Below are 19858 nucleotides of genomic sequence, written 5' to 3'. Positions count from 1 at the left end.
CGCGCGTGACTTTTACGGTAGGTATTGATTCCGGCTCCACCGCCACCAAGGGCATCCTGCTGAAAGAGGGCGCTATCCAGCGACGCTTTCTCTGCCCGACGCCCTTTCGCCCGGCCGACGCCATCAACGAGGCGTGGCAAACCCTTAGCGCCGGACTTAGCGAGCGGCCATTTTTAACCTTAACCGGCTACGGGCGTCAGCTGGTGGATTTTGCCGATAAGCAGGTGACGGAGATCTCCTGCCACGGCCTCGGCGCGCGTCTTCTGGCACCCGACACCCGCATGGTTATCGATATTGGCGGCCAGGATAGCAAGGTCATCCAGCTCGACGAAGACGGCAATCTCACCGACTTCCTGATGAACGATAAATGCGCGGCGGGCACCGGGCGCTTTCTGGAGGTTATCTCGCGCACCCTCGGTGCCAGCGTCGGGCAGCTGGATAGCATCACCGAAGGCGTCGAGCCACACGCGATCACCAGCATGTGCACGGTATTTGCCGAATCCGAAGTGATTAGCCTGCGCTCGGCGGGCGTCGCGCCGGAAGCGATTCTGGCCGGCGTGATCAACGCCATGGCCCGCCGCAGCGCCAACTTTATCGCCCGGCTTTCAGCCCAGGGACCGCTGCTGTTTACCGGCGGCGTCAGCCGCTGCGCGGCTTTTGCGCGCATGCTCGAAGGCCACGCCGGGATCGCGGTGCACACCCATCCCGATGCCCAGTTTGCCGGCGCGGTTGGCGCGGCGCTGATAGGCCTGCGCCAGAGGCGCCGCGGATGACAGAGTATCTGTTTTTATTTCACTCGACGCCGGGGGTCGTGCGCACCCGCAAGGCCCTGCAGGCGGCGGGGATCGCCTTCCAGGTGCAGGATATCCCGCGCCAGCTGCGCGGCGGCTGCGGCCTGTGCATCTCTCTTCGCTGCCTGCCGGGAGAGGAGCAGCGGTGGGTCATTCCCGGTGCCACGGAGGCGATTTATCGCTACGTCGCCGAAGAGTGGCGCTGCATCGCCACCTTCCCTGCCTGATCCTATTCGCTAATAATGAACCGCGTCGGCGCAAAGCAGTTCAGGATGCGGTGGACGAGAAACACCAGCGTCAGGGTGACGATAAGCGAGATAGTGACCGAGCTTATCCGGTACAGATCGCTGAAGATCAGGTCCTGATCCGGGTGCAGGTTCTGACCAAACATGATGCCGATGGTAGTGATGCTGGCGAAGCCCACGCCGGCCCCGACTTTCTCCATCACATGGAGGCGCGCGCTGAAGGCCAGGCCGAGCGCGATCAGCGGCATCATCAGCACCATATGGTTGCTGAAATCATAAATAAGCAGCTGCACCACCAGAATGTAGAGACAGGCCAGCACCACGCCCACCACGCGCCAGATGGAGCTGATCACCGCGCCGCGGTAGTGCATCGGGAAGAGGATCAGGATCCCGGCCATCAGCGCTGACAGCGAATCGCTGAGATCGCAGATCTGAAAAACGACGAAAATCATTGTCGCAACGGTGCCGGAAAGCAACGATTCATGGCGAATGCGGGCGGCATCCTTCTCGATCCGCGGCGGCGGCCGGCGCGGCTCAACGTCCGGGATCAGATAGTTCAGCAGCGCGCTGAGAGCCACCGCCATCACGCAGGCTTCGATATTGGAAAACATCAGCGTATGCCAGTTGCTGGTGGGATAGCTCATAAAGTTGAGCATCGTGCTTTGACAGACCACGCCCATCGAGCCCAGCAGAAACAGCGGCCCCTGACTCATAAAACGAAAGCGCATCACGTAGAGGCCGAAGACCACCAGCGTCATAATCACCGGCCACTGCGACAGATAGCCGACGATCAGCACCATTTCCACGCAGTTTACCGCCGCGCTGAACAGAAACTGCCGCGCGACGTGGCGGTTAAACACCGGCACCAGCGACAGCAGCATCAGCGGATAGACCACGAAGAAAACCCCGTACTGCACGTCATAGAAGGTCGAAATGCTCAGGGCGATAGTGCCGGCGACGGCGATGCGCAGCGTCTGGCGAAAATCATTCGCCGTATAGACGATATTGCCGTGCGGCGTAAAAACCCGGGCCAGCGTATTAATAGACATAGTGCAGCAGGCTCACCAGATGGATCTGCACGCCGGCAAAGGTGCGGGCAAACGGACCGTCGCTGTTGTACAGCTGTACCGTCGCACGGGCGCCGGTCGGCAGCGGTTTGTCGAGCGGCTCGTCAAGCTCGACGTGAATACGCATCCGCTGGGCGTCACGTACCCAGCGCGTGGACTGCTCCGGCTGCGACAGCTGGCCGTTAACCTGCTCCTGGCCGGCCAAAATCCCGGCGTCGCTGCTGGTGACGTGCGCCGGGTAAACTTTGCCCGGCAGCGCATCAAAGACCACCGCGGCGTCGGTATTCACGCCGGTATGGCGCAGGCTCTTCTCGCGAAAATCGGCGACGATATCCGTATGGTTGCTCACCAGCGCCAGCAGCGGCGTGGCGGCGGTAGCATACAGGCCGGGGCTAAGCTGAAGGTTGCTGACCATGCCGTCGGTTTCGGCGTAGATCCTGCTCCAGGCGAGGTTCAGCTGCGCCTCCTCCAGCGCGTTGCGATATTTTTGCAGCGTCACGTTGCGCGCATCGTCGCGTTCGCCGCGCTGGATCAGCAGATTCTGAATGCTGGCGTTGAGCGCGCTGACCGACTGCTCGCTGGTCTGCCAGGTGGTGCGCACCTTATCCAGATCCGACTGCGAGACGCTCTGCATCGTGCTCAGGCGCTGATAGCGATCGAGCGTAACTTTGTCGTTACGGGCGGTGAACTGCGCGGTACGCAGGTTGGCGCGGGCGGCGGCGATCTGCGCGTCCAGCTGCTGGTTGCTCAGCTTCGCCTGCGCAAAGGCGATTTGCGCAGCCTGCACTTTATTGCTAAACGGCGTTGGGTCCAGCTCGTAGAGCAGATCCCCTTTCTTCACCTGGCTGTTGTTGTGCACGTGGACCCGTGCGACATAGCCTGAAACCCGCGGCGATACCGGCGTCACCACGCGCATCACCGTGGAGTCCGGCGTGAGCGGGATCCAGATATCGGCAACGATAAACCAGGCGAAGATCGCCAGGAAAGCGGCAATACTCACCCTTACCCAGCGGGCAAATTTTTGTTCTGGCGTCATCATAGTTTTTTAGATCTTGTTATCTTCTTCGCGGATTATCCGCAAATTGCAGGCGATTTGATTTAAGGTGGTGCTGAAGGTGGCGAGGTCTGCTTCCGGGATGGTCCGGGTGACGCGCGATTGATAAGTTTCAATCACGCGATTCAGATCCTCCAGTTTCGTCAGGCCTTCCGCCGTCAGCGTCAGCAGGCGTATGCGTTTGTCATAGGGCGATGTGGAACGCAGCAGATAGCCCTGCTTTTCCAGCTGAGTAAGGGTGCGCATCAGCGGCGGCAGTTCAATGCCCTGCACCTCCGCCAGTTCGCTAACCGAGACGTTGCACCCCAGCTGATGTAGCTGCATCAGCACCGTCCAGCTTGACTGGGTCATACCGGTATCGTTGAGAGCGGCGTCGATAGTCGCACGCCACTGGCGTACCACCATCGCCATGCGCATCCCCATCGGACGGCGGGCAAACAGTTCGTCTTCGGTCATCTTTCTTTCCTCATTTAGCGCCAATCCCACCAGGCGTTGTTGGCGCGGGCAGTTTGAACGCGGACAGCGCGGAGAAACCGGAACGTACAGTTAGTACGTAAGGAGTGACTCGCTACGCTCACCCTCCGGGCCGCCCTGAAGGGCGTGCAAAATACTTTCGTATTTTGTCGAGCACAGCTCGGGTTCAAAATGACAAGCAGAATAGCCCTGGTGGCCAGGCTTGTCGCTGTGAGGAAAATAATACTTATCAGGGTAAGTATCAAGAAACGAAGGGAGAAGAAGCATTAATTGATAAATACGGTGAATGTAACCATCCCGGGTGACGCCAGCTTCCCGCCCGCGCCGGGCCAGGCCAGGCAGACTGCTGGCCTCGACGGGGACAGCTCGCAGCCTGCGGGGAGCAGGCCGGTCGCCCGGACAGCACGTTTGCGTCGCAGTCCGGGGACAAGCGCATTTTTTAATTGAGCTGATCCCGCCGCAGCCCAACGTCTTTCAGCTGTTCGTCGCTCATTCGCTGCAAAACACGGCGCGTTTGCATCCGAAGCCACCATTTTTTCATCGCTCTACCCGCCAGGACAAACCCAATAAACGGCTGCCTTACCCGGTTCTCATGAAATTCCATACTCCACCTCCTCACCATGCCAGAGGCTTTATCTTCGCGGATCCGAGGGCAAACAATACAGATTCAAAAAACGCTTTTCTTTAACATACAGATTGGCTAAAACAGTATCTGCGTGGGATTTTCACCGCCCATCTGTACTGGTTTATCAATCTGTATGGCGACAATAAGGGATACAGCATGACGCGTTACCAACATCTGGCCAGCCTGCTGGCGGAGCGTATTGAGCAAGGGCTGTATCGCCACGGGGAGAAGCTGCCTTCGGTTCGCAGCCTGAGTCAGGAGCACGGGGTGAGCATCAGCACCGTGCAGCAGGCCTATCAGACGCTTGAACAGCAGCAGATGATCGTCCCCCAGCCGCGTTCCGGCTACTTTGTCGCCCCGCGTAAAGCCCAGCCGCCGGTACCGCCGATGTCGCGCCCGGTCCAGCGCCCGGTGGAAATCACCCAGTGGGATCAGGTGCTGACCATGCTCGACGCGCGCAATGATAAAAGCATTATCCCTTTCGGCGGCGGCTCGCCTGACGTCACCCAGCCGAGCCTGAAGCCCATCTGGCGCGAGCTGAGCCGGGTTATCCAGCACAATCTCAGCGAGGTGCTGAACTACGACGAGCTGGCCGGACGCCGCGAGCTGCGCGAACAAATCGCCCGCCTGATGCTCGACGGTGGCTCGGTGCTCACCGCCGACGATCTGATCATCACCAGCGGCTGCCACAGCGCGCTATCGCTGGCGCTGCTCTCGGTGTGCCAGCCCGGCGATATCGTCGCCGTCGAATCTCCGTCCTATTACGGCACCATGCAGCTGCTGCGCGGTTTGGGGCTCAAGGCCATTGAGATCCCCACCGATCCGGACAGCGGGATCAGCGTCGAAGCCCTGGAGCTGGCGCTGGAGCAGTGGCCGATCAAGGGCGTGATCCTGGTGCCGAACTGCAACAATCCGCAGGGCTTTATCATGCCTGACGCCCGCAAGCGCGCGGTGCTGACTCTTGCCCAGCGCCACGATATCGTCATTTTCGAAGATGATATTTACGGCGAGCTGGCCACCGACTACCCGCGCCCGCGCACCATTCATTCGTGGGATATCGACGGCCGGGTGATGCTCTGCAGCTCGTTTACCAAAACTATCGCGCCGGGCCTGCGCATCGGCTGGATCGCGCCGGGCCGCTACTACGATCGCCTGCTGCAGATGAAATACGCCGCCAGCGGCACCAACGTGCCCTCAACCCAGCTGGCCGCCTGTAACTTTATCCGCGAAGGCCACTACCACCGCCACCTGCGGCGGATGCGGCAGATCTACCAGCGCAATATGGAAATTTACACCTGCTGGCTGCGGGAATACTTCCCCTGCGGCATCTGCGTTACCCGGCCGAAGGGCGGCTATATGCTGTGGGTCGAACTGCCGGAGCACGTCGATATGGTCTGCGTCGCGAAGCAGCTGTGCCAGCTGAAAATCCAGGTCGCGCCGGGTTCGCTGTTTTCAGCCTCAGGGAAATACCGCAACTGTTTAAGGATCAACTGCGCCCTGCCGCCAATCGATAAGCACCGGGAGGTGATGGTGAAGCTGGGAGATGCGGTGAAGGCGGCGATGGAGTGAGTTTTTATTTCAACTAATTGGAACAATATATGCACAGTAACCTAAAGTCATTCCTGATAAATGCATTAAGTATTATGCCAGGATATGATTTCCTCTCGGAAATGTATATATTCATTAAACACCCGGAGATATATGATGGCACTCATGAATATGCTCCACTGGTAAACTCTGGCGCTAATCTTTTCAAGTCGATACTAATTGTAGGATCCTTGATAGCGGCATTCAGTTTCCTTTCAATAAAAGTAGCCCCCATAGCTGGCTTTAAATTAATATTTAATCAACTATACTGGTACATTCTTTTGTTAATTCAACCTATAAAGTTTGGTGTGTTTTTCTGGCTGTGTATGTCTACAGTAACCAGATTCAAAAAAAAAGTGTGGCACAGTGTTTATTTCTTTCAAGTAATTCAAACCTACGCGGTTATCAACATAATAGCTTTCTTCTTATTTTGCATCGCAATCAACAGAATTTTCCTTACTGGAGATTTTAACAAACCATCTGGAAATATTGATCTAACCATAGGTTTTATACTGGCGGTGCTTGCTCTTATACTTACATACAGATTATTAATAACCCCATCATTCAATTACTTATCGATATACTACAAAAGACCAGTCAGTGCAGTCATCCTACTTTTATCAATAATCATCTCTTATTATTCATCCAGTCAAATAAGATTAGTAGATGGAAAGGAAATAATAAACAAAAAAGAACTCTGCGAATTATCTTATACTTTAAAAGCCAATTCTTCATACATTAATGAAATAAACAAAAACTTATTCTTGAACGCGTGTATCAATACCTTCTCACGGTATTGATAATTATGTAAAATCAGAAAGTTCCTGTTCACGTAAAGAGAGCACTATGGCCGACCTGAACCTGAGTACCCTGACGGAAGCAGACATCATCACCAAACGCGTTATGCCCGCCATCCTCGATGCTGGCTGGAACGACACAACGCAAATCAGACAAGAAGTCAAACTCCGGGACGGTAAGGTCATCGTGCGCGGTAAAGTCGCAGCGCGTAGAACGGTGAAATCCGCCGATATCGTTTTGTATCACAAGCCGGGCATTCCGCTGGCAGTCATTGAAGCCAAAGCCAACAAGCACGAAATCGGCAAGGGGATGCAGCAGGGCATCGAGTACGCGCGCCTGCTGGACGTTCCTTTCGTCTTCGCCACCAACGGCGACGGTTTTATTTTCCGCGATGCCACGGCAGCCGAAGGCGAGCTGCTCGAAAAACACATTACCCTGGACGAGTTTCCGTCGCCAGATGAACTCTGGCACAAGCTCTGCGTCTGGAAAGGCTACACCGCAGCCCAACTCCCGGTGATTACCCAGGACTACTACGACGACGGCAGCGGTAAATCGCCGCGTTATTACCAGCTACAGGCCGTCAATAAAACCATTGAAGCCGTCTCTGCCGGGCAAAACCGCATTCTGCTGGTGATGGCTACCGGGACGGGGAAAACCTACACCGCTTTCCAGATTATCTGGCGCTTATGGAAAGCCAAAAGTAAGAAGCGGATCCTGTTCCTCGCCGATCGCAACATTCTGGTCGATCAGACCAAAAATAACGACTTCCTGCCGTTTGGCGCGGCGATGACCAAAGTCACCGGGCGCACTATCGATCCGGCATTTGAAATCCACCTCGCACTATACCAGGCCATCACCGGCCCGGAAGAAGATCAAAAAGCCTTTAAACAAGTGGCGCCGGATTTCTTTGATCTGATTGTGATCGACGAATGCCATCGCGGCAGCGCCTCGGAAGACAGCGCCTGGCGCGAAATCCTCGACTACTTCAGCGCCGCCACGCAGGTTGGTTTAACCGCCACGCCGAAAGAGACTCATGAAGTCTCCAGCACCGATTATTTCGGTGATCCGGTGTATATCTACTCGCTTAAAGAAGGTATCGAAGACGGCTTCCTCGCCCCGTATAAAGTGGTGCGCGTCGATATCGATGTCGATCTTCAGGGCTGGCGTCCGACCAAAGGCCAGACGGATAAAAACGGCGAGCTGATCGACGACCGTATCTACAACCAGAAAGATTTTGACCGCACGATGGTGATTGATGAGCGTACCGAACTGGTGGCAAAAACCATCACGGATTACCTCAGGCGCACCAACCCGATGGATAAAACCATCATCTTCTGTAACGACATCGATCACGCGGAGCGGATGCGCCGTGCGCTGGTCAATCTCAACCCGGAACAGGTGAAAAAGAACGACAAGTACGTGATGAAAATCACCGGCGATGACGACATCGGCAAAGCCCAGTTGGATAACTTTATTAACCCTAAAAAGGCCTATCCGGTTATCGCCACCACCTCCGAGCTGATGACCACCGGCGTGGATGCCAAAACCTGCAAACTGGTGGTGCTGGACCAAAACATTCAGTCGATGACCAAATTCAAGCAGATTATCGGCCGCGGTACCCGCATCGATGAACGCTATGGCAAGCTGTGGTTCACCATCCTCGATTTCAAAAAGGCCACCGAACTGTTCGCCGATGAGCGCTTTGACGGCATCCCGGAAAAGGTGATGGAGACCACACCGCAAGATATCGCCGACCCGGACTCTGATTTTGAAGAGCAGTTCGACGAGCACGAGGAAGAGGCCGAAGACGATATTATCGGCGCCGATGAAGATCCTGCTCCATATACCGTCACCGGTTCAGACGATGTTGGTCCGTTGCCGGAAGGCGACGAGAACAAGATGCGTAAGTTTCACGTCAACGGTGTCGCCGTCGGCGTGATCGCCCAGCGCGTGCAGTATTACGACGCCGACGGCAAGCTGGTCACCGAATCCTTCAAAGACTACACCCGTAAAACGCTGCTCAAAGAGTACGCCTCGCTGGATGATTTCACCCGCAAATGGCAGGGCGCCGAGCGCAAACAGGCCATCATCAAGGAGCTGGAACAGCAGGGTATAATCTGGGAAGTACTGGCGGAAGAGGTCGGTAAAGAGCTCGACCCGTTCGACATGCTGTGCCACGTGGTGTATGGTCAGCCACCGTTAACCCGCAAAGAGCGGGCGGAGAACGTGCGTAAGCGCAACTATTTCACCAAATACTCCGACGCCGCGCAGGCGGTGCTGAATACGCTGCTGGATAAATACGCCGACGCGGGCGTGCAGGAAATAGAGAGTATTCAGGTGCTGAAGCTCAAGCCGTTCGACAGCATGGGTACGCTGCCGGAGATCATTAAAAGCGGATTCGGCGACCGTAACGGGTATAATCAGGCCATCAGCGAGCTGGAGAGCGAAATCTACCACTTACCGCCCCGCTCCGCGTAACCACTCCCCTTTTGCGCCTTCTGCTGCCACCGCGTAGCAGAAGGCCTTATTGTTAATGAAACATGGAACACATCATGTCGATCAGCTCCGTTATCAAATCCTTACAGGACATTATGCGCAAAGACGCCGGCGTGGACGGCGATGCGCAGCGTCTCGGCCAGCTCTCCTGGCTGCTGTTTCTGAAAATATTTGACGCCCAGGAAGAGGCGCTGGAACTAGAGCAGGATAACTATCAGTACCCGATCCCGCAGCGCTACCTGTGGCGCACCTGGGCGGCGAACGCCGAGGGCATTACCGGCGATTCCCTGCTGGAGTTCGTCAACGACGATCTGTTTCCGACGCTGAAAAACCTCACCGCGCCGATTGATAAAAACCCGCGCGGCTTTGTGGTCAGACAGGCGTTCAGCGATGCCTATAACTACATGAAAAACGGCACCCTGCTGCGTCAGGTGATTAACAAGCTCAACGAAATCGACTTTACCAGCGCCAGCGAGCGCCACCTGTTCGGCGATATTTACGAACAGATCCTTAAAGATCTGCAATCGGCAGGCAATGCCGGTGAATTTTATACCCCGCGCGCCGTCACCCGCTTTATGGTCGATCGCGTCGATCCGAATCTCGGTGAGTCGATTATGGATCCGGCCTGCGGCACCGGCGGCTTCCTCGCCTGCGCATTCGATCACGTAAAAAACAAATACGTGAAAAGCGTGGCCGATCATCAGACGCTGCAACAGCAGATCCACGGCGTGGAGAAAAAGCAGCTTCCGCACCTGCTGGCGACCACCAATATGCTGCTGCACGGTATCGAAGTGCCGGTGCAAATTCGTCACGACAACACCCTCAACAAGCCGCTGTCGTCGTGGGATGAACAGCTGGATGTCATCGTCACCAACCCACCGTTCGGCGGCACAGAAGAGGACGGCATCGAGAAGAACTTCCCGGCAGAGATGCAGACCCGCGAAACGGCGGATCTGTTCCTGCAATTAATTATTGAAGTGCTGGCGAAAAACGGCCGCGCGGCGGTGGTGCTGCCGGACGGCACGCTGTTTGGCGAAGGCGTGAAAACCAAAATCAAAAAGCTGCTCACCGAGGAGTGCAACCTGCACACTATCGTGCGTCTGCCGAACGGCGTGTTTAACCCGTACACCGGGATTAAAACCAACCTGCTGTTCTTTACCAAAGGTCAGCCGACCAAAGAGATCTGGTTCTACGAGCACCCGTACCCGGCGGGCGTGAAGAACTACAGCAAAACTAAGCCGATGAAGTTTGATGAGTTCCAGGCCGAGATCGACTGGTGGGGCAACGAGGCCGACGGCTTCGCCAGCCGCGTCGAAAACGAGCAGGCATGGAAGGTCAGCATCGACGAGGTGATTGGCCGCAACTTTAACCTCGATATCAAGAACCCGCATCAGGCGGAAACCGTCAGCCACGATCCGGATGAATTGCTGGCGCAGTACGCGAAGCAGCAGGAAGAGATCCAGACCCTGCGCCACCAGCTGCGCGATATTCTCGGCAAGGCACTCTCCGGCAAGGAGGCCAACTGATGGCGGTGGAAAAACTGATTGTTGACTATATCGACACATGGACCACGGCGCTGCAAACCCGCTCCACGGCCGGGCGCAGCAGCTCGGGCAAGATCGACCTGTACGGCATTAAGAAGCTGCGCGAGCTGATTCTGGAGCTGGCGGTGCGCGGCAAGCTGGTGCCGCAGGATCCGCACGATGAACCGGCGTCGGAGCTGCTCAAACGCATTGCGGCGGAAAAAGCCGAGCTGGTGAAGCTGGGGAAAATTAAGAAGCCCAAGCCGCTGCCGGAGATTAGCGAGGAGGAGAAACCGTTTGAGCTGCCGGCGGGGTGGGAGTGGGTGCGATTAGAAGATGTTACAGATAATATCCATTATGGATATACCGCGTCAGCCGATGTAACAAAAAAAGTAAAGTTATTGAGGATTACTGATATCCAAGATGATAAAGTCATCTGGCGTAATGTTCCGGGTTGTGAAATAAAGGATAGCGATATTGAACAATATCAGCTCCAACCTAATGACATTGTTATTGCCCGGACTGGCGGAACGGTTGGAAAATCTTATCTTGTTGATGACCTTCAATATATTTCTGTTTTTGCTTCATACCTAATCCGCCTTAAATATATAAAGTTCACAAATGCAAACTATACTAAGATCTTCTTAGGCAGCCAATTATACTGGTCACAATTATATAACGGAGTTACTGGTACTGGTCAGCCTAATGTAAATGGAAATACATTAAAAAAAATTTTTTTCCCACTGCCACCAAGTAGTGAGCAAAATAAAATATGTTCAAGAGTTCAAACATTATTGAACTTCTGCGACCAACTGGAGCAGCACTCTCTGACCAGTCTGGACGCTCATCAACAGCTGGTTGAAACTCTGCTAACCACGCTAACCGACAGCCACAACGCCGATGAACTGGCCGAAAACTGGGCGCGAGTCAGCGAGCATTTCGACACACTGTTTACCACCGAAGCTAGCATTGACGCCTTAAAACAGACCATTCTACAACTGGCGGTGATGGGCAAACTGGTGCCGCAGGATCCGAACGATGAACCGGCCTCTGAACTGCTCAAACGTATTGCGCAGGAAAAAGCGCAGCTGGTGAAAGACGGGAAAATTAAAAAGCAAAAGTTGTTGCCACCGATTGGTGATGAGGAAAAACCGTTTGAGTTGCCGGAGGGGTGGGAATGGTGTCGTTTAGGTGAATGCATCAACCTAATTTCTGGACAGCACCTGAAACCAGATGAATATGAAGAAGAGTGCCATGCTGAAATGCTTCCTTATATTACTGGACCGGCCGAATTTGGACTAATCAGCCCGACTTATTCCAAATATACAAATGAAAAAAGGGCTATTGCTGCTAAGGGCGATATTCTAATTACATGTAAAGGTGCAGGGCTTGGAAAGCTTAACGTCGCTGATACCAATATAGCCATTAGTCGTCAACTAATGGCTATTAATGTAATTAGCATGAATTCAGAATATCTTAAAATTGTACTTGATAGCATGTATGGTTATTTTCAATCTAAAGGGGTTGGTATAGCTATACCTGGAATATCACGAGAAGATGTGATGGAGCCATTAATTATGCTTCCTCCATTCGAAGAACAAAAAAGGATAATGGAAAACTTATATAAATTAAGTTTTCTTATTGAAGATATAAAATTCAGGATTAAATCCGCCCAACAAACCCAGCTTCACCTGGCCGACACCCTCACCGAGGCCGCCATAAATTAACCCTTCCCCAGAAACCAATAAAGCGGCTAAATAGCCGCTTTATTCCCATTACCATAAATAATACTTCCCTTTGTCTCCACCGTTATTTTCATTCATTTTCAGCTGGACTTTTCTTCTATTTCCTGATGATATGTACAGGTATTTATACCCGTCATACTTCAAGTTGCCTGTGCGTTGGCTGCGCTCGTTCACCCCAGTCACGTACTCATGTACGCTCCTGGGGATTCACTCCCTGGCCGCCTTCATGCAACTCGAATTATTTTGGGTATAACGCAAGACGCCCGTGCTGCAACACGAGCGTCCCGCTAATCACAATCACTATTCTCGGAGAATAGCAGTTATGACTATCGAGCATTCTATTGCAGATTCAAGCGTTCCAGAAGTCTCCCCCACGAATAGCCGTCATTTAACCGTGAGCTATGCGACGCGTCATCCTGATTACCAGCGTATTCCGGCGTTGACCATGAAGGGTCAGTGGCTGGAGGCAGCGGGTTTTGCCACCGGCACCGAAGTGGATCTTAAGGTGATGAACGGCTGCATCGTCATTACCGCCAGGCAACCGGAGCCGGAACTCGCCGCCTCTCTGCGCCGGGTCGGCAAGCTGTCGGCGCGTAAGCAGAAACAGGTGCAGGTGTTAATCGACGCGATCGCCGGGCAAAAACCTAAGCTGGCATAAGCTAAATCCCCCGGTGGCGCTACGCTGGCCGGGACTACAAGTTTACCACTATCTGCAGGTTCGGAATCCCTGACAGGTGCGCAACCCCGCCTCTAGGAAGCCTGGTTCCCTTAGGCCCACGCTCGTATATCCCTTCGCTGACACAGCGATCGCTTTTTCTTTTTTTCAGAAAGGGTATGCTTCGTATGATAAAAACCATTTGTAAAACGGATATCACTCGGGGAGAACGGAATGGAGTCACATCAGCAGACTTTGGCACTATTTTTTAAATCACTGACTCAGAAAAATAGTGAGTTTGACCCCGAATGGGGGGCCGGATACCGGGACATGACCTCCCGGGTGCGGCGTGAAAATCCAGATTTTAGCCCCCGGACCATCCAGGATTTGTGGTACACCCGCGACAACAGAGTGGCCAGCCTCAAACAGGGTGGTATGTCTTATGAAGAATTTACTCAAGCACAGGACCAGCTTCGCGAATTAACAAAAATTATTGCCTCGGGCTGTACAGCGGAAAATTTTGATCGTGCCTATCAGTTTTTACAACAGTTAAAAGAGAATGGCGTCATAAAGAAGTTTTATCGTGCGCTTCTTTGCCGTACCTTTTCTGCATTTTATTCTGACCAGCTAACCAGTATCATTAAGGAAGATGTTTTCTTCCGGGTTTATAATTACTGCAACAATAAATTCAGTCTCGGACTCCCGGAAGACTATAACTGGGATACGGCAACCTGGTTCAGGTTAAATCTGTTACTAAAAAAAGAGCTTCAGCAGCAGCTCCATGATGAACAGGATGATATTGAGTTAAATATGTCTCTCTGGCATCTGTATAACCTGGAAATTGCCGAAGAGAGCAATGTTGCAATCGAAGCAAATATTACAGAATCGACGACGGCAGAGCAAGATGATGAACCCATCGATATTTTACCGCCAAAAAACCTAATTCTTTACGGCCCTCCGGGTACCGGTAAAACCTACAAGACCATTGAAATTGCGGTACGTGCCTGCGAACCTCAGGCATTCTCCCGTCTCGATGGTAAAGAAAGAACCGAACGTCGGGTAGAGCTCAAAAAACTCTACGACGCGCTGGTTGAAGAGAAGCGCATTCGCTTTATCACATTCCATCAAAGCTTTGGTTATGAAGAATTTATTGAAGGATTAAGAGCGGAAACCAGCGACGATGGCAGCGTGCGCTATGATATTAAACCGGGCGTGTTTAAGCAGATCTGTGAAGACGCTTCTTTCGGTGACTCTGGAATGCAGCTCGCGCTGGACGAAGCCGTAGAAAAGCTTAAAGAGCAATGCGCCGAGCAAAATGGCGTGACGCTCAAAACGACAAATGGCAGTATGTTCAAAGTGACCTACGCCAATAACAGCACCTTCCGCATCTTCCCTTCACAATCGAAGAACGACCGACTTGAAAGCGGCTACCCGGCGTCTATCGAGAATATTCGTCGCTTATATCAGGGAGAGAAGGAAAATATTTACAACATCTCCTACGTTCGCGGCATTCTTAATTATCTCATTCATCATTTCAACATTCCCGCCACGCCACGGACAATAACAGCAAAGAAAAAACAAAACTACGTCCTCATTATTGATGAAATAAACCGCGGAAATATTTCTAAGATTTTCGGCGAGCTCATTACGCTGATTGAGACATCAAAACGAGCGGGAGAAGCCGAAGCGCTGAGCGTAAGTCTCCCCTACTCCGCTAAACCGTTTTCTGTTCCTGGCAATCTCTTCATTGTTGGCACCATGAATACCGCAGACCGTTCTCTAACCGCTTTGGATACAGCGCTGCGTCGACGCTTTGAATTTGAAGCGCTGATGCCCGATGCCTCGGTGCTAAATGATACTCATATTCATGGTATCGACCTCAAAGCGCTGCTGATTACCCTGAACGCACGTATCCAGACCCTCTACGACAGTGAACATACGCTAGGGCATGCCTTTTTCATTCCGGTGGTACAGGCCAAAGATAATCCCGTCGAGGCGCTAAAAAGATTAAAACGCGTAATGAAAAATAAGGTTCTTCCGTTACTGGAAGAGTATTTCTACAACGACTGGCAGAAAATCCGCCTGGTCCTCGGCGATAATCAAAAAGCGGACCAGACGCTGCGCTTCATCCGTTCCGTCGCTAATCAAAACGACATGTCAACGCTGTTTGGCCAGACGGCAATTGAGGACCTTGAAGAAGCCGGCGTGAGCTATCAGCTGTGCATGGATAACGACCCGGTATGGGATAACCCGCAGGCTTACCAGCAGATTTATCAACCGCAGGCTAAAGCCGCGGAGCAGCGCTGATGGCGGGCACCTCGTACTCTATTTTCGAATACGGCTACCTGGTTAACGAAGAGGACAGCGGCAAATTAACCGATTCGGTCTCTTTACCCGCATCGGCGTTTCATTGGTTGGAACAACGCTGCCTGAACGATGAGGACAGTGAGGATCGGCGTTTGCTGTCCTTACGCGCCCTGAACGGCATCAAAGTCATCCAGGTGAAGAATTATGTTGGCGTCATCGCACTCCCCCAGCAGAGAATGATTGAAGTTCTGCCGAAGGCGGATAAGAGACAGGAAAACGCATCGCACGCGCGTTCCCGACTGCTGATGATGCTGTCGACATTACAAAATTTTCGTCATATCGAGACAACGGCAGCGAGCATCATGACGTCAAAGATGACCTTAATGGATATCTTCGTTCAGCAATTTGTGACCAGTCTCGAAGCTATCGTCCGCAAAGGTCTTAAACACGATTATCTTCGTCAGCAGAACAATTTGCCGTGGCTGAAGGGAAAACTCCTGGTCAGCGAGCAGCTGAAAAAAAACAGCGTCCGCCGCGATCGTTTTTATGTCGAATATGATGAATACCGCGTCGAGCGGCTTGAAAACAGATTGCTGAAAACCGCGATCGATAAGGTGTATGGCTACACCAGTAGCCCCGCTCTGCTGCAAAAATTGAATCGCCTACAAGCGCTATTTGAACCCATCCCCGGGATCGGTAATATTGATATGGCTTTCCGACAGATTCACCTCGATCGCCACATGCAACATTATTCTCCGGCGCTGGAGTGGGCAAAGCTCATTCTAAAAGGTCATTCACCGCACTGTATGCAGGGGCATGCTCAGGCCATTTCACTTCTCTTTCCTATGGAGGCAGTGTTTGAATCCTTTGTCACTGCCTGGCTGCGTTATCGTTGCCATGCTCACTGGCAGGTGAAACCGCAATCAAAGTCACATTATCTTGTCCACCAGGGCGGAACGCCCAGATTTCAGCTCCGGCCAGATGTATGGCTTATCCCGCGTAACGGCCCGGAGGCTTCTGCCGTCATTTGCGATATGAAATGGAAAATAGTGGATGCCGCGCAAGATAAGCTTAACCTCGCACAAAGCGATTTGTACCAAATGCTGGCATACGGGATAAATCATCTACGCGGCGAGGGGGATATGTTGCTGATCTATCCGCACCATAGAGGCTTCACGGCGCCGCCGATTCATCCGTATGAGTTCCGCCATTCCGAGAGTAAAACGCTACGGCTGTGGGTCGTTCCCTTTGAAACAGGAACCAGCCTGAATACCTCAATGCTGCATATGCCTGAAAACTTTACCCTTGCGGGCATAAACTAACCCCGGCGGCGCCGTGCTGAGCGGGTTGCTCGTCCGGATAAGGCGCGACAAGCTCAAGCGCCGGGAACGCGCAGGCCAGGCGGATAGAGGCTTATTTCTCACCCAGATCGCGGTTCATCGCTTCTCTTAAAATCGCGTTCAGCCGGGTTTGATAGCCTTTTCCCGGGCGTTTAAGCCACTCCATCACATCGGCATCAATCCGCACAGAGGCCTGGGTTTTCAACGGTCGGTAGAATTTACCGCGCACCGCGTCCGGCCACTGTTCATCACCTGAAGCGGGGATATCGCTGTAATCAATTTCGCCATCCGCTTTGTTCGCCAGCGCTCTGAGCTCGTCTTCACGCTGAGCGCTAAGCCCGGCCGGATTGTCGCGCTTGTATTTAACTGTGCTCATAACGACTCCTCTCTTTGCCGTCCGCCTTCCGGGCGCTGATGATACGAATCACCTCAGCCCCGCTTTCAAAGCGGACCAAATGCACCACAAGAATAACGATAATTCCATGAACGAGGCCGATGGTTTGCCATCGATGCTCACCGTTTTCATAACGATCCTGGTGGGAAAGGTGCTGCGGATCGTCAAAAACCAGTACCGCCTCCTCGAACCGAATCCCATGTTTTCTTAGATTGCTTGCTGCCTTGTTTGCATCCCATTCAAACTCCATTGGCATAGCATTCATCCCAATTGTATATACAAAAACGTATATACAATTATCAGGCAAGTATACGATCAATGTTGGAAAAAACCTCACATTTTCAGGGGCTGATTTGTAAAGGTTATGCCCTGTTCACTCGTCGAAAAACACCATCCCCTTATACGGCTGCTCGCGGCACGCCGCCAGGCGCTGAGTGAGGCTGCCGACGTGCAGCTCCAGCTTGTGGCCGTCCGGGTCGAGGAAATAATATGACGCCCCTTCGCTGCGGTTCACTTTCCACACCTCCACGCCGGCCGTTTCCAGACGCGCGCTGAACCCGGCGAAATCGGCCTCGGCGACGCTAAACGCGTAGTGGGTGTAGTCGCTCTCCTCAGGCGGGGTAATGCGTCGCTGCGGATCGAGGGACAGGCACAGCCACAGGTCGCCGCAGGAGAGATAGGCGCCGCTATCCCAGCGCGCGTGCAGCTTCATCCCCAGCAGCTGCTGATAAAACGCCACGCTCGGCGCCAGGCTGCTGACCGCCAGGGTCAGGTGATTCAATCCGCTTAACATGGCTTAATCCTCCAGTGAACTCACAATTTGCTGGCGCAGCCAGCCGTGCGCCGGGTCGCGGTGCCAGCGCTCGTGCCACAGCATCAGCATATCAAACCCGGCAATCGCCAGCGGCGGTCCGATAACCGTCAGCCCGCTCATCCCGCGCAGCAGCCGCTCCGGCAGCATGGCGACCAGATCGCTGCTGCGCAGCGTTTCCAGCATAAACAGGAAATGTGGCACCGAGAGGACAACCCGCCGCGAAAGCCCAAGGTTGGCCAGCGCGATATCGGTCGCGGCGCTGAAGCCGCCGCCGTCCGGGGAGACCATAACCTGATCCAGCTGGCAAAACTGCGCCAGGCTCAACGACGCCGTTAGCGCTGGATGCCCCACTCTGCCCGCCAGCACGTAGCGCTCGCTGAACAGCAGCCGCTGATGCAGCTCCGGCGGAGCGCCGTCGCGGGTATGAAAGAACAGATCGACCTCGTCACGCTCCGCCTGCTGCACCAGGCGCGAAGGCTGAAGCTCGAAGACCGCCAGCCGACTCGACGGGGACGCGCGACGCAGGATATTCAGCGCCGGCAGCAGGATCGCCGAGGCCATATAGTCCGTCGCCGCTATGCGCCAGGTCTGCGCCGCCGTCAGCGGGTCGAAACTGTCGGCGGGGGCGACCGCCAGCTCCAGCGCCTGCAGGGCATCACGCAATGGCCCGCGTAGCGCATCAGCGCGGGCGGTGGGCAGCATCCCGCGCGGACCAGGCAGCAGCAGCGGGTCGGCAAAAATTTCCCGCAGGCGCGCCAGCTGGATGCTGACCGACGGCTGCGACAGGTTCAGCCGCTGCGCCGCTCGGGTGACGTTATTCTCGCTCAGCAGCACGTCGAGGGTGCGCAGCAGGTTGAGATCCAGACGATGTAAATTAATCACGGCTATACCTGAGATTTAAGTAATTAATTTCTACTATAGCGGCCAGCCGCCTACTCTGCAGCTCTCCATGACTCAGAGGTGATTCTCATGAAAGTACTGCTGATTTACGCCCATCCGGAACCGCGCTCCCTGAACGGCACGCTAAAGGATTTTGCCGTCCAGCATCTGCAAAACGCCGGCCACGAGGTGCAGGTTTCCGATCTCTACGCCATGCGCTGGAAAGCGGGCTTTGATGCTGACGACAGCAGCGCCCCGCCGGTCGGCGAGTTCTGGCGCTCGACCCTCGATTCAAAGCAGGCCTTTGAACAGGGAACCCAAAGCGCGGATATCGTTGCGGAACAGGAGAAGCTGCTGTGGGCGGATACGGTGATTTTCCAGTTTCCGCTGTGGTGGTTCTCGATGCCCGCCATTATGAAAGGCTGGATTGACCGGGTTTACGCCTATGGTTTCGCCTACGGCGTCGGGGAGCACAGCGACCGCCACTGGGGCGACCGCTACGGCGAAGGCACCCTGGCAGGCAAACGGGCGATGCTGGTGGTCACCACCGGCGGCTGGGAGGAGCACTACGCCCCGCGCGGCATTAACGGACCGATTAACGATATCCTGTTTCCGATCCAGCACGGGATGCTGTTTTATCCCGGCTTCGAGGTGCTGCCGCCGCTGGTGTTCTACCGCACCGAGAAAACGGACGAGCAGCGCTTTGTGCAGCAGTGCCGGGAACTCGGGCAGCGGCTGGATACGCTGGCGAGCACCGCGCCAATCCCCTTCCGCCGGCAAAACCACGGCGACTATCTGATCCCCTCCCTGACGCTGCGCCCGGAGCTGGCGGTCGGGGAGAGCGGGCTAACCATCCATCAGCGGGCGGATTAAGCGCAGCAAGGCGATGCCCGGCCGCCCGGCGTCGCCGCTCAAATAGGCTGATTTAGTCCCTGACGGGCTGATTTGTCCCGAAACGGCTATTTGTTGCGGTCAGAGGCCCGCAACTTCGCTTCCCGTCTCTTTCTCATCGGCCAGGATGGTGTATGTTCTCAAGCATCACCTTTAATCAATCCGGTAACGAG

General features: G+C 54.2%; 18 protein-coding genes. 10 read left to right on the top strand and 8 right to left on the bottom strand.

Annotated elements, in window-relative coordinates; all coding sequences use genetic code 11:
• Positions 1-5: 5 nt before the first annotated feature.
• The gene (yjiL, locus tag M2416_RS11725; RefSeq protein ID WP_259224082.1) at positions 6-773 is read left to right on the top strand and encodes a putative 2-hydroxyacyl-CoA dehydratase activator YjiL; all 768 of its coding nucleotides are present in this window, start codon (positions 6-8) and stop codon (positions 771-773) included.
• Entirely contained in the window at positions 770-1018 is a 249-nt protein-coding gene (locus tag M2416_RS11720) for a putative Se/S carrier protein (protein ID WP_259224081.1), read from the top strand. Before yjiL ends, M2416_RS11720 begins: the two co-directional genes overlap by 4 nt.
• 2 nt (positions 1019-1020) lie before the next feature.
• Here the strand turns inward: M2416_RS11720 and M2416_RS11715 are convergent, their stop codons facing one another.
• From M2416_RS11715 to M2416_RS11700, 4 genes are all read right to left on the bottom strand, one after another.
• Positions 1021-2085, bottom strand: a complete 1065-nt coding sequence (locus M2416_RS11715) for a DUF2955 domain-containing protein (RefSeq protein WP_259224080.1) — start codon at positions 2083-2085, stop codon at positions 1021-1023.
• On the bottom strand, positions 2075-3142 hold the full coding sequence (locus tag M2416_RS11710; protein WP_259224078.1) for an HlyD family secretion protein: 1068 nt from the start codon (positions 3140-3142) through the stop codon (positions 2075-2077). The genes M2416_RS11715 and M2416_RS11710 overlap by 11 nt, the downstream gene beginning before the upstream one ends.
• A 6-nt stretch (positions 3143-3148) precedes the next feature.
• Positions 3149-3613, bottom strand: coding sequence for a MarR family winged helix-turn-helix transcriptional regulator (locus M2416_RS11705; RefSeq protein ID WP_115193641.1), 465 nt, complete (start codon positions 3611-3613; stop codon positions 3149-3151).
• Positions 3614-4070: 457 nt separating this feature from the next.
• Positions 4071-4235, bottom strand: coding sequence for a DUF1127 domain-containing protein (locus tag M2416_RS11700; RefSeq protein ID WP_259224075.1), 165 nt, complete (start codon positions 4233-4235; stop codon positions 4071-4073).
• A 177-nt stretch (positions 4236-4412) separates the two neighbouring features.
• On the opposite strand from M2416_RS11700, the gene M2416_RS11695 reads away from it, so the two are divergent.
• From M2416_RS11695 to M2416_RS11665, 7 genes are all read left to right on the top strand, one after another.
• A complete protein-coding gene (locus M2416_RS11695; protein ID WP_115193643.1) occupies positions 4413-5825 on the top strand; it encodes an aminotransferase-like domain-containing protein in 1413 nt (470 codons plus the stop codon).
• A gap of 864 nt (positions 5826-6689) precedes the next feature.
• Entirely contained in the window at positions 6690-9119 is a 2430-nt protein-coding gene (hsdR, locus tag M2416_RS11690) for an EcoAI/FtnUII family type I restriction enzme subunit R (RefSeq protein ID WP_259224072.1), read from the top strand.
• 74 nt (positions 9120-9193) lie between these two features.
• Entirely contained in the window at positions 9194-10663 is a 1470-nt protein-coding gene (locus tag M2416_RS11685; protein WP_259224070.1) for a type I restriction-modification system subunit M, read from the top strand.
• On the top strand, positions 10663-12387 hold the full coding sequence (locus M2416_RS11680) for a restriction endonuclease subunit S (RefSeq protein WP_259224068.1): 1725 nt from the start codon (positions 10663-10665) through the stop codon (positions 12385-12387). Before M2416_RS11685 ends, M2416_RS11680 begins: the two co-directional genes overlap by 1 nt.
• Positions 12388-12727: 340 nt before the next feature.
• Positions 12728-13063: an endoribonuclease SymE gene (symE, locus tag M2416_RS11675; protein ID WP_259224066.1), complete on the top strand. Its 336-nt coding sequence runs from the start codon at positions 12728-12730 to the stop codon at positions 13061-13063.
• Positions 13064-13294: 231 nt separating this feature from the next.
• Positions 13295-15367 (top strand): McrB family protein, encoded by a 2073-nt coding sequence (locus M2416_RS11670; RefSeq protein WP_259224064.1) that lies wholly within the window; start codon positions 13295-13297, stop codon positions 15365-15367.
• Positions 15364-16689 (top strand): McrC family protein, encoded by a 1326-nt coding sequence (locus M2416_RS11665; RefSeq protein ID WP_374761790.1) that lies wholly within the window; start codon positions 15364-15366, stop codon positions 16687-16689. The genes M2416_RS11670 and M2416_RS11665 overlap by 4 nt, the downstream gene beginning before the upstream one ends.
• Positions 16690-16780: 91 nt before the next feature.
• On the opposite strand, the gene M2416_RS11660 is transcribed toward M2416_RS11665, so the two are convergent.
• The 4 genes from M2416_RS11660 to M2416_RS11645 all read right to left on the bottom strand — a co-directional run bounded on the left by M2416_RS11660 (position 16781) and on the right by M2416_RS11645 (position 18797).
• A complete protein-coding gene (locus tag M2416_RS11660; protein WP_044348936.1) occupies positions 16781-17083 on the bottom strand; it encodes a BrnA antitoxin family protein in 303 nt (100 codons plus the stop codon).
• On the bottom strand, positions 17070-17357 hold the full coding sequence (locus tag M2416_RS11655; RefSeq protein WP_259224058.1) for a BrnT family toxin: 288 nt from the start codon (positions 17355-17357) through the stop codon (positions 17070-17072). Before M2416_RS11655 ends, M2416_RS11660 begins: the two co-directional genes overlap by 14 nt.
• Before the next feature lie 117 nt (positions 17358-17474).
• On the bottom strand, positions 17475-17894 hold the full coding sequence (locus M2416_RS11650) for a FosA family fosfomycin resistance glutathione transferase (RefSeq protein WP_259224056.1): 420 nt from the start codon (positions 17892-17894) through the stop codon (positions 17475-17477).
• Positions 17895-17897: 3 nt separating this feature from the next.
• Complete coding sequence (locus tag M2416_RS11645; protein ID WP_259224054.1) at positions 17898-18797, bottom strand: LysR family transcriptional regulator; 900 nt, start codon at positions 18795-18797, stop codon at positions 17898-17900.
• 87 nt (positions 18798-18884) lie between these two features.
• Between M2416_RS11645 and M2416_RS11640 the strand changes: the two genes are divergently transcribed.
• Positions 18885-19667 carry an NAD(P)H-dependent oxidoreductase gene (locus M2416_RS11640; RefSeq protein WP_259224053.1) on the top strand — a complete coding sequence of 261 codons (783 nt, stop codon included), beginning with the start codon at positions 18885-18887 and terminating at the stop codon, positions 19665-19667.
• Positions 19668-19858 lie beyond the last annotated feature (191 nt).

The organism is Klebsiella sp. BIGb0132 (genome assembly GCF_024810075.1).
Taxonomy (GTDB): Bacteria; Pseudomonadota; Gammaproteobacteria; order Enterobacterales; family Enterobacteriaceae; genus Klebsiella; species Klebsiella terrigena.
Note: the sequence above shows the minus strand (reverse complement) of the source record. Positions and strands in the feature narration are given on the sequence as shown.